The sequence below is a fragment of the Rhizobium sp. B21/90 genome, from assembly GCF_019355815.1.
Classification (GTDB): Bacteria; Pseudomonadota; Alphaproteobacteria; order Rhizobiales; family Rhizobiaceae; genus Rhizobium; species Rhizobium rhododendri.
Genome location: NZ_CP072162.1, coordinates 3425952 through 3438009 on the forward strand (window position 1 = coordinate 3425952; position 12058 = coordinate 3438009).

5 protein-coding genes are annotated in these 12058 nt (G+C 61.8%); 4 read left to right on the plus strand and 1 reads right to left on the minus strand.

Translation table 11 applies throughout. The features are described from left to right. Positions 1-11: 11 nt before the first annotated feature. Positions 12-1808 (minus strand): acyl-CoA dehydrogenase C-terminal domain-containing protein, encoded by a 1797-nt coding sequence (locus J5278_RS16600; protein WP_209187324.1) that lies wholly within the window; start codon positions 1806-1808, stop codon positions 12-14. 492 nt (positions 1809-2300) lie between these two features. On the opposite strand from J5278_RS16600, the gene J5278_RS16605 reads away from it, so the two are divergent. The 4 genes from J5278_RS16605 to J5278_RS16620 all read left to right on the plus strand — a co-directional run bounded on the left by J5278_RS16605 (position 2301) and on the right by J5278_RS16620 (position 11694). Beyond that, positions 2301-6134: a peptidoglycan-binding protein gene (locus J5278_RS16605; RefSeq protein ID WP_209182786.1), complete on the plus strand. Its 3834-nt coding sequence runs from the start codon at positions 2301-2303 to the stop codon at positions 6132-6134. Positions 6135-6328: 194 nt separating this feature from the next. Further along, positions 6329-7489, plus strand: coding sequence for an efflux RND transporter periplasmic adaptor subunit (locus J5278_RS16610; RefSeq protein ID WP_247748968.1), 1161 nt, complete (start codon positions 6329-6331; stop codon positions 7487-7489). Beyond that, positions 7486-10638 (plus strand): efflux RND transporter permease subunit, encoded by a 3153-nt coding sequence (locus J5278_RS16615; RefSeq protein ID WP_209182785.1) that lies wholly within the window; start codon positions 7486-7488, stop codon positions 10636-10638. The genes J5278_RS16610 and J5278_RS16615 overlap by 4 nt, the downstream gene beginning before the upstream one ends. A 183-nt stretch (positions 10639-10821) precedes the next feature. Next, positions 10822-11694 (plus strand): prohibitin family protein, encoded by an 873-nt coding sequence (locus J5278_RS16620; protein ID WP_209182784.1) that lies wholly within the window; start codon positions 10822-10824, stop codon positions 11692-11694. Positions 11695-12058 lie beyond the last annotated feature (364 nt).

Consider the following 12058-nt stretch of genomic DNA (forward strand, 5'->3'; position numbering starts at 1 on the left):
GCTCCCGCAGATCAAAACGCCTCCGCCGGCAGCGCCATCATGGTGTCTGCGCCGGCCTCGACGCGGGTCCGGCGTAGCGCGGTTTCCGGCAGGATGCGCTCCATGTAAAAGCGCCCGGTCACCAGTTTGGTCTCGAAAAACTCCGAACGAGCACCGTCGCCGGAGGCAAGGCCTGTCTGCGCCGCCTTGACCATCTTCGCCCACATGTAACCGAGCACGACGAGGCCGAAGAGGTGCATGTAATCGGTGGAGCCGGCACCGGCATTGTCGGGCTTTGCCATGGCGTTCTGCATGAACCACATGGTCGCGGCCTGGGCATCGCCGAGGCTCTTTTTCAAGGCCTTGGTGAACGGCGCCATCGCTTCGTCGGCGCGGTTCTCCTCGCAGAAATCGCCGATCTCCTTGAACAGCGCCATCACCGCGCGGCCGCCGTTGAGGCCGAGCTTGCGGCCGACCAGATCGAGCGCCTGGATGCCGTTGGCGCCCTCGTAGATCATCGCAATGCGGGCATCGCGGACATACTGGCTCATGCCGTTGTCCTCGATATAGCCATGGCCGCCGAACACCTGCTGGGCCATGACGGCGTGCTCGAAACCCTTGTCCGTCATGACGCCCTTGAGGATGGGCGTCAAAAGGCCAAGGATGTCGTCGGCCAATTGGCGCTCCCTTTCATCGGTCGCGCGGTGGGCGATGTCGGATTGCAGGGCCGTCCACAGCAGGAAGGCACGACCGGCCTCGTTGAAGGCTCGAATGGTCATCAGCGTCCGGCGGATATCGGGGTGGACGATGATCGGATCGGCCTTTTTGTCCGGCGCCTTGGCCCCCGACAGCGAGCGGCCCTGGATACGATCGCGGGCGTAGGCGGCGGCGTTCTGGTAGGCGACTTCCGAGATCGACACGCCCTGCAGACCGACGCTGACGCGCGCCTCGTTCATCATCACGAACATGGCGGGCAAGCCTCGGTTCTCGGTGCCGATCAGGTAGCCCGTCGCGTCGTCGTAGTTCATCACGCAGGTGGCGTTGGCGTGAATGCCCATCTTATGCTCGAGGGCGCCGCAGCTGACGCCGTTTCTGCCGGCCGGTGCACCGTCTTCGCCAACCAGGAATTTCGGCACGATGAACAGCGAGATACCCTTGGTGCCCTCCGGTGCGCCCTCGATGCGGGCAAGCACGAGATGAACGATATTCTCCGTCAGGTCATGCTCGCCCGCCGAGATGAAAATCTTCTGGCCGGAAATCCGGTAGCTGCCATCAGGCTGTAGCACGGCCTTCGTGCGCAGCAGGCCGAGATCGGTGCCGCAATGGGGCTCCGTCAGGTTCATCGTCCCCGACCATCTGCCTTCGACCATTTTCGGCAGGTATGTGCGCTTCTGCTCCTCCGTGCCGTGCACGAAGATTGCAGCCATCGCTCCGTGCGTCAGGCCGGGATACATCATAAGTGCCATATTGGCTGAAGAGGTATATTCGCCGACGGCCGCATGCAGCGTATAGGGCAGCCCCTGGCCGCCGAATTCCTCGGGCACGGCAAGCCCTGTCCAACCACCGGCGCAATAGGATTCATAGGCCTGCTTGAAACCTGTTGGCGTCGAGACATTGCCGTCATCGCTGCGCCGGCAGCCTTCCTGATCGCCAGAATAATTGAGTGGAAACAGTACTTCCTCGGCCATCCGGGCGGCTTCGCCAAGGATGGCCTCGATCATCTCGGGCGTCGCATCGGCAAAGCCCGGCAGATTATTATAGCGCTCGAGGCCGAGCACATCGTTGAGAATGAACAGCGTGTCGCTGACGGGCGCCCGATAGACCGGCATCGTTCAAATCCTCCAATTCGCAAAGACGAGACCAAGGCTCCGTCTTTGCAACAAGCCTATGAAATATTGACGTGCGCGTAAACGTCAAATGTATGACCCGAGGGTAAAACTTTTGTGTCGGAGGGACGATGGGCGCCGTATGCGAGACCCCAGGCGCTGGCACCGGGAGAAAGTGCGGCTCGGCTTCCTCTGAGATATCTTGTGCCCGCAATGGCCGGGCTGGTGCGCATTGAACAAAGGTTAAAGAAATTTTCGGGAAAGTTAACGGGTTCTTTACCACGTTTTGCGAATTTTGCGGCGTGAGCGGAGTGATCCGTATTCCATGCAGCAGTTTAGATTTTTGGAATACAGCGATCTCCACCGGTCTCAGGAATGCGTACCGTAATACGCCCTTGCGTCTGGTGCTCTTCAGTCACTGCAGTTTTCGATGGCAGCGGCGCGAGTACCGGGGGAAACAGCCCGCAAGGGTCAAATGTCGAAGTGAGCAACACGATGAGCGGATCTCCATCACATCCTCCCCTGATGAACGACAGGACGGCTCTCGATGCACTCAGCCGCACGATCGAGGGTCTGGAGGCCCGCATCGAAGGTCTGATGGGCGCAGCAGGCGGTCTGGAAACACCGCGCCCGCAGGCACCAGCGGCAGCCGTGTCGTCTGCAGCCCGCCCGGCGCTCGCAGAGAGATCCAATCGTCTGGACCGCGCTGTTGCCAGCCGCGAGGCTAACGACCGGCCGTCGCGCGCCGAAGCACCGGCGCCAGCTCCACGCTCCGATCCCTTTGCCGAAATCCGCCAGCGCCAGCGCATACTCGGGGCCAGCCGCGACCGCAGCCAGGCCGCAGAGCAAGAGGCACCCGTCCGTCCGCCGCTCGCACCGCGCGCCTCAGAACCCATGGCCTCGCGCCAGCCCGTTGCCCGCGTTGCGGCCGATAGCCGCCCTGCAGCGGATGCGATGACCGAGATCGCCCAGGCCCTGGTGAGCCTGCGCCACGACCTCAAGAAAGACATCGCAGACGGGGTAGCGCGCGAGATGGGCGCACTCCGGGCCGAGATCCGCACGATCAAGGGCGCCGCCGAAGACCATAATTTCGCAGACAGCATGCGCGCCGATCTGACGCGTCTTGCCGACAGCATCGACCAGCTGGCAAACACCGGTGCCAGCCACGGCTCCGAGGCCGCCGCCCTGAAGGCAGAGTTCGACGATCTTCGCGCGCTGATGGACGGACTTGCCCGCGAGGAATCCGTGCGGGGAATGGAGAGCCGTTGGGACAGCGTGGAAGATCGGCTGCAGGCTATCGACACATCCGGCCTGCAGGAAGAGCTTGTCGCGCTGGCCTACCGCATCGACGATATCAAGCGGCAGCTCGGCGGCATGAACGATAGCCCTGCGGTGCATGCGCTGGAAGAAAAGCTGATTTCCATTGCCACCGCGATGGAGCAGTTTGGCAACCTCATGCAGCCGCGCGACCGCGCCATGACCGAGCAATTCACCGCGATCGATGCGCGCCTCGACGAAATCAGCCGGGCGATTGCCGCCAGCGGCCGCAGCACCGCCAACACGGCCGATCCGGCGCTGATACAGCGCCTCGAAAACCGTATCAGCAGCCTCGCCGACCAGATCGACGTGATGAGCAGCGAAGCCATGCTGCGCTTCGAACCGACCATGGATCTGGCAAGCCGTATCGAAAGCCTCAGCAACCGCATCGACGACATGGCTCATGCGGAAACCGCGATCAACCTCGAAGAGCGACTGAACGAGCTGTCGCGGCTGATGGAAAGCTCATACAGCCAGGCGCCGCAGCCGGATCTCACCGTTCACCTCAGCGATATCTCGCGCAAGATCGACGCGCTCGACCAAGGTGCGGTCAACGACGTGCTTGCCGAACGGCTGGAGCAATTGGCCCGCCGCATCGACCAGATCGACATGCATCCGCCGGTGTCGGCCTTCGACGAGACGGTCGTCGTCAGGCTCGAGAGCCGGCTTGCCGATATTGCTTCCCGGCTGGAGGAAAGCACTGCCGCAGCACCCACCGACAGTCTGGCCCTGCGCGGACTGGAAGACCAGATCGCCCACCTCTCCGAACTTTTGAGCGAGCCGCGCAACGGTTTTCCAGTCGAATTCGACCAGCGCATGAGCGCTATCGAAGACTATATGAGCACCAACGACGAATATGTCATCGAAGCTGCTCGGCAGGCAGCCGAGACTGTCGTGCAGGCCTATTCCCGGCAGGGCGCGATGAACGGCGCGGCACCTGCGGCCGAGATGTCGGCATTGGCGGCGCTGGCCGAGGATCTTCGTCACCTCGAGGACATCAGCCGCAGCAGCGACGAGCGCACGCACCGCACATTCGAAGCCCTGCACAATACGCTGGTCCAGATCGCCGACCGTCTCGACAACATGGAGCGCAGCAAGCCCGCCGCCCGCATGCCGGCCGCCGAGTTCAATCCGCCGCCGCTCGAATATGCCGATGCGCCGCAAGCCCGTGCTGCCGCCCCTGCGCAGAAAAGCGGACCGGTGATCCGCACCGCATCCGCTGCAGTGCCGATGGCAACCGTCGCTGCGGCACGAGCTGCTGCCGATACTGCGGTACCGGGCGTAGCTGATGTCACCAACGCCGACGCAATTCCGATGGACGCCGAAACCAAGGCGCGCATCAAGGCGGCGGTCAAGAGCGAAGGCGGCAAGCCGAGCCTGTTTGCAGCCCTCGGCAAGCGTCTGCGACCGGGCCGCAAGGCAGACACAGAGGCCTCGACCGACCGCCAGGTGATCGACCCGACGCCGTCGATCGATTCGGGCGACATGATGCATGCCGACGAGGCGAACGAGTTGCTGGAGCCCGGCTCCGGCGCGCCGGATATCAAGAAGATCCTCGAAAGGGTGCGGGCCAGCCAGAATGCCGCCCGCAATGGCGCAGGCAAGCCGCAGACCGAAAACGAACGTGCCGACTACATCGCCGCCGCCCGCCGCGCTGCCCAGGCCGCTGCCATGGAAGTCGACCAATCGCGAACAGCGCCCACGGTCAAGGGCCCCGGCAAGACGGGAACTTTCGCGCGCTACCGCCGCCCGATTCTGCTCGCCGTCGGCGCCGCATTGCTGGCGCTCATGGCGTTTCCGCTGGTCCACTCGTTGACCGGCAAGCAGGCACCGGCACCCGCCGAAGTGTCCGCCTTGACCTCGGCAGCGACCCCGGCGCCGGCAGCAACCGATCCTGCAGCCGCCGTTCAGCCGCAGCCCGCCCCTGGCCCAACACAGGCTGCGCCAGTAGAGCCTGGCATGGCGACGCAGACTGCCCCCTTGGCATCCCCCGTTCCGGCCGGCAGCGATCCTGCCAGCCCGCCGCTGGCCTCGCCGGGCACACCGGCGCCCGGAATGGCAAATGCGACGCCGTCGGCGACAACCGCGCCGGACGTCGCTGCAGCCAACACCGCGGGCGATGCGACGGCACCGGCAACTCCAGCTGCCGTCATCGCCGTTCCGGATAGCGTCCAGCCACCGGCACTTGCAGATGCGGCCCGCCTGGGCGATCCTCTGGCACTCTTCGAGATCGGCGCGCGCTTCACCGAAGGCCGTGGTTTGCCGACCGATCTGAAGCAGGCGGCAAGCTGGTACCAGCTCTCTGCCGACAAGGGCTTTGCCCCGGCACAGTACCGTCTTGCCAGCATGTATGAAAAGGGCAATGGCCTCGACCGGGACCTCGCAAAAGCCAAGCAATATTACCAGCTGGCAGCCGACCAGGGTAACGCCAGCTCCATGCACAATCTGGCTGTTCTGTTCGCATCCGGAGCCGCCGGCGCGCAGGATTATGCCGCAGCCGTCGACTGGTTTACGAAAGCAGCCAATTTCGGTGTCTCCGACAGCCAGTTCAACCTCGCCATCCTCTATGCACGGGGCAACGGCGTGAAGCAGGATCTCACAGAATCCTACAAGTGGTTCGCTATTGCCGCAAAGGGCGGCGACAAGGATGCGGCACAGAAGCGCGATGAAGTGGCCAACTCCCTGAAGCCGGACCAGCTGCAGGCCGCCAAGGAAAAGGTCGACGCCTGGAAGCAGCAGCCACTGGACGACAAGAGCAACCGGGCCGATATTCCCGACGCATGGGCGGGCAAGAGCGTCCACACCGGCTCGGTCGATATGAAAAAGGCTGTCCGCAACATTCAGGCGATCCTCAACAACAACGGCTTCGACGCCGGCACGCCTGATGGCAACATGGGCGACAAGACAGTTGCAGCGCTGAAAAGCTTCCAGAAATCGGTCGGCCTGACGCCAGACGGCAAGATCACCGATCAGGTCGTCAAGCAGCTGCTGGCCCGCAACAAACCCGCCTGAGATCGATCATTCATCCGCAAATGCCCGGCCGGAGAAATCCTGTCGGGCTTTTTTGTATCGAGATTGTCGAGAAAAAAGGTCTCTTCAGCCCCGCATCACTGGCGGCATAGATTACCCAAATCTCATAAAGTTAACCGGAATGAACCAAAATCGGATTGCTGCGTTACAGAGCGAAATCCAAGCAAGGGTGGCGAATGAAGTTTTTTGCGCTGACGTCTGCGTCTCGTGGCATGGCCATCCTGGCCGCGGCTCTTATCCTCCAACCCATCAGTGGTGCTTTTGCTGCCGATAGCGAACCGACGGAAGCGCCGCCCATCCCGGTCACGGCAATCACCGCCAAGCGCGAAACCATCCACCGGGTCATCAACGGTATTGGAACGGTGTCTTCGCTCCAGTCCGTTCTGGTGCGTCCGCGCATAGACGGGCAGGTGATGGAAATCCCTTTCACGGAGGGGGAGATCGTCCAGAAAGGAAGAGTCCTGCTGCGGCTGGATGACCGCCAGCTGGTATCCGACCTGACGTCTGCCAGGGCGAAAAAAGCCCAGGACGAGGCCCAGCTGCGCAGCGCCAAGGCGGATGCGGAGAGATATGCAGGCCTTGCGCAAAAGGGGATCGCGTCCACTGCAACCGTCGAGCAGAAAAATGCGTCCAGCGACCAGCTTTTCGCCGCCGTCCAGTACGACGATGCGGCAATCAAAAATGCCGAGACCCAACTCGGATTTGCGACCATCGTCGCCCCTTTCACCGGCCGCACCGGTTTTCGCCAAGTCGATACGGGCAGCGTTATCAGCGCAAGTTCGTCCACGGGGATCGTGACTATCACACAGATGGACCCCATCGGCGTGTCGTTCGTCGCTCCCGGCGATCGGTTTGCGGAAATCCGGGATGCTCTGAAACAGGGCATTGCCGAGGTCGAGGTATCGGCAACAGATGGCACCCGGCAACTTGCCAAGGGCAAACTCTCGGTCATCGACAATTCGGTCGATGCGAGCAATGGGTCGATCCACCTTCGTGCCGATTTCGACAATGGCGACAGCCGCCTGTGGCCCGGCCTGCCGGTTGCGACGCGCTTGACGGTCGAGGTTCGCGACGGCGTCGTGGTGCCCGACAAGGCTTTGGCGCGCGGCCCGTCGGGTCTCTATGCCTATGTCGTCGGAAAAGACGGCAAGGTTGAGAAACGCGATGTCGTCTCCGCCTTCGTGACCGATGCGCGAGCCTTGGTAACGAAGGGTATTTCGGAAGGCGATCAGGTCGTCATGGACGGCCAGTCGCGCATCGGCGACGGCGTCAAGGTCAGCGTCACCCCCTGGACCGGTTCCACGACCGGAGAACTTGCGGAGAAGAAATCCCCATGAGCGGCATCGATCCCTCCCAGACCGCTCAGCCTAAAGACTCAAATTTCTTCAGCTTTTTTATCGATCACCCCGTCGCCACCGGTCTCATCATGGCCGGTATCTTCCTCGTCGGTGCCATCTGCTATCCGCTGATGCCGGTATCGGCGCTGCCGCAGATCGACTTTCCAACGATCCAGATCGCGGCAAGCCTTCCCGGCGCGTCGCCGGAGACGATGGCATCGAGCGTTGCCCAGCCGATCGAGGAGGCGCTTTCCCGGGTCAGCGGGATCACCGAGATGACGTCGAGCAGCTCGCTCGGCACCACGTCGATCACCATCCAGTTCGCACTCAGCCAGGACATACAAACCGCGGCGAGCGATGTGCAGATGGCGATCAGTGAGGCGTCCGCAACGCTTCCGAAGGACATGCCGTCCCTGCCAACGGTGCGGAAGGTCAATCCCGCCGATGCGCCGGTCATGCAGCTGTCGGCGACCTCGGACACGCTGACGCTACCGGAGCTCGACGAGTACATTGAACGGAATGTCGCTACCAAGATCGGCCAGGTTTCCGGCGTTGCCTATGTCAATATCGGCGGCAAGCAGAAGCCAGCGATCCGCATCGGTGTCGATCCCGGCCGCCTCGCGCAATCAGATGTGACGCTAGAAGATGTCCGCTCGGCCATCGGCAATCTCAGCCTCAGCGCCCCCAAGGGCAACATCGACGATCCGACCCGGACCTTTCCGATCTACACCAACGACCAGATCACAAAGTCGGCCGACTGGAACGATGCTGTCATCGCCTACCGCAACGGCGGCCCGGTGCGTATCCGCGATATCGGTGCCGCCGTCGATGGCGCCGAAGACTCGAAGATGGCACACTGGACGAACGGCGAGCGCGGGATCGCCCTCGACGTATTCAGGCAGCCGGGCGCAAACGTCATCGGCGTCGTTGACGCAATCAAATCCCAGCTTCCCGCCCTGCAGGCATCGCTGCCACGCGCTATCAAGCTGGAACTCGTGACCGACAGGACATCGACGATCCGGGCGTCCGTCGAGGATGTCCAGTTTACGCTGATGCTGACCATCGGGCTCGTGGTGCTGGTGATCTTCCTGTTCCTGCGGGATATCAGGGCTACCATCATCCCGGCGCTTACCCTGCCGATTGCCCTTGTTGGCTCGCTCGCACCGATGTGGGTGCTGGGTTTCAGCCTCGACAACCTGTCGCTCATGGCGCTGGTGGTGGCCGTCGGCTTTGTCGTCGACGACGCTATCGTCATGCTCGAAAACATCACCCGCCTGATCGAGGAGGGTCTGGAGCCAAAAGAAGCGGCCCGGAAGGGCGCGCGGGAGATCGGCTTCACGATCATTTCCATCAGCCTTTCGCTGATCGCCGTTCTCATCCCCATCCTGCTTATGGGCGGCATCGTCGGACGGATGTTCCGCGAGTTCGCCGTGACACTGACGATAGCCATCGCAATTTCGGCTTTCGTGTCGCTGACGCTGACGCCTATGCTGGCATCGCGCTTCATCAAATCGGTTCCAAAGGAGCAGCACGGTCGCCTCTACCGCGCTGGAGAAGCCTTCTTCGACTGGCTGCTGTCGCTTTACGCTCGCAGCCTGGCGCGAGTGCTTCGCCACCCTTATGTGACTTTGACCGTTTTCCTCGGCACGGTCGCGCTGACCGGCTACCTCTTCTTCATTATCCCCAAAGGCTTTTTCCCCGAGCAGGATACGGGCTTCATTGCCGGCCAGTCACAGGCTTCGCCGGATATCTCCTACACCGAGATGGCCAAGCTGCAGGAGCGGGTGAGCGCCATCATCCTGAAGGACCCGGCTGTCTATAGCGTGTTCATGGATATCGGCGGCGGCAATGGCGGCAACGCGCTCAACCAGGGCCATGTCAACATCACGCTGAAACCGCTGTCGGAGCGCGACGCAAGCGCCAAGGAGGTCATCCAGCGGCTTGGTATTGCGCTCAACCAGCAGCAGGGCATCAAGCTCTTCATGCAGTCCGCGCAGGATATCAACATCGGCGCGCGGCCCGCCAAGACCCAGTATCAATATACGCTTCAGGACGGCAACATCAGCGAGCTCTCGCAATGGGCAACGAAGGTGACGAACAAGCTGCAGAGCCTGCCGGAACTGCGCGACGTCGGCAATGACCAGCAGGCGGAGGCTCCCAACCTGTCGATCCATATCGACCGGGCGGCTGCCTCGCTTTACGGCGTCCTTCCGGCAACGATCGACGACACACTCTACGATGCCTTCGGACAGCGGCAGGTGGCTTCCTACTCCACACAGACCGACACCTTCCACGTCATCCTCGAGGTTCTACCAGACCTGCAGCGCAAGATCGCGACGCTCGACCAGCTTTCCGTCCGCTCCAGCAGCGGCACGCTGGTTCCGCTGTCAGTTGTTGCCAAGTGGACGACGAACGGGGTGTCGCCGGTTTCGATCTCTCATCAGGGACAATCGCCGGCAGTGACGATCTCGTTCAACCTGGCACCCTCTGTCGCACTCGGACAGGCAACGCAGGCAATCGAGGCCGCGGTACAAGGGTTGCAACCACCGGCATCGCTGCAGGCGAGCTTTTCCGGCAGCGCCAAGGCCTTCCAGGAGTCGCTGGCGACGGTACCGCTGCTGATCCTGGCGTCGCTGATCGTCGTCTACATCATCCTCGGCGTGCTCTATGAAAGCCTGCTGCATCCGCTGACGATCCTATCGACATTGCCGTCCGCAGGCCTCGGGGCGCTGGCGGCTCTGATGATTTCGGGCTTCGACTTCGGTCTCGTCGCCATGATCGGCGTCATCCTGCTGATCGGCATCGTCAAGAAAAACGGCATCATGCTGGTGGATTTCGCTATCCAGGCAGAGAAAGAAGAGGGCCTGACCAGCGAACAGGCCATCACCAAGGCGGCGCATCTGCGTTTCAGGCCGATCCTGATGACGACCATGGCAGCCTTGCTCGGCGGAATTCCCTTGGCGATAGGACATGGCACGGGATCAGAACTGCGCCAGCCCCTCGGTTACGCCATCGTCGGCGGCCTGATCGTCAGCCAGATCCTGACGCTCTACACGACCCCGGTGATCTATCTGCTACTCGACAGGCTGGGAAAACGGCGCGCAAACAGCAATCCGGAGCTTAAGGCAGGGGCCGCCTCTCCGGCATGATGCACGACGGTCGTTCGGGTCCTTTGGGACGAAAGTTTCCGTCGAACGTCCCCGCGCGCAGTATCGATGTCATGAGAGCCGAGCGTCTGGCCATTGCCGTGGAGCCTTCGTTTATTTCATATAATATGATTATGCCGCTTCTAGCCCAGTGAAAGTCCGCCGCAACAGACAGTGAGACGTACCATGACCGAAAGTGACTCACGCATACCGCTCAAATTTATTGCCAGCGTCGCAGTCATCGCGCTGGTCGGACTGCCGGTTATATTGGGTTCCTGGTACACCATCGATCAAGGCGAACGCGGTGTGATCACGCGCTTCGGTGCAGTCGTTGGCACGGCGGATCCGGGCCTTGGCTTCAAGACGCCGTTCGTCACGGTCGTTACGCGCTTTCCAGTCCAGACACAGATCATCAAGATCGAGGACACGGAAGCCTACTCGCAGGACCAGCAGCCTGCCCATATGCAGCTTTCCGTCAATTACAGCATTACGCCTTCGCAGGTCGTCGATGTCTATAGCCAGTTCGGCAGCGCCGAGGGCCTTGCCGACCGCCTGATCCGTCCGCGCATCCAGCAGCAGGTCAAAAACGTCTTTGGACACTACACGGCGGCAACGGCCATCAGCCAGCGCGACAAGCTAAACACCGATATCCGCCAGGCGCTCAGCGACTCCGTCAAGGGGCCGGTCATGATCGAGGGCGTACAGCTGGAAAACATCAAGTTCTCGAAGCCATACGAGGAAGCAATCGAAGCCCGCATGACAGCGGAAGTCGAGGTTCAGAAATCGGCACAGAAGGCGCAGAACGAAAAGCAGCTGGCGCAGATCACCGTCACCAAGGCGCAGGCCGATGCGGATAGTCAGCTTGCACTCGCGACTGCCCAGGCCAAAGCCATCACGCTTCGCGGCGAAGCCGATGCGAACGCCATCCGGGCCAAGGGAGAGGCGCTCCGCGACAACCCCGCGCTTATTCAATACCAGGCTATCGGCAATGGTTGGGATGGCAAGTTGCCTACCTCGATGACGCCCGGCGGCGCCTTGCCGTTCATCGGCGTCAGGTAACCAGGTCTGCCCGAGCGTTGACGCGGCTCGCTGGCGGGAGATATTCTCCTCGTGAAGCCTCGTCCTGGCGGCATCAACGCCCCCCGTGAGTGGGGAGCCTAATCCGGAGTGCTGATTTGCGTCATGTTGCCCTCATCGCGTTGAGGTCGTTGATCATCAGCCTGACTATTGTCGGGGCGCAGCATCTTTGGGGAATTGCATTTCCGGATGACAGCGTAAAATACTCGCTATCATCGTTTGGAATTCTGTTTCTGGTCGGGTTTGTTCTCTCGTTGTCTTTCGAGATGTTCCAGAAGGCGCGATGAGCGACAGCATTCCCGCGCGGTATCGGGCGTTGTGGCATTTACCACACCTTTCGGAAAAA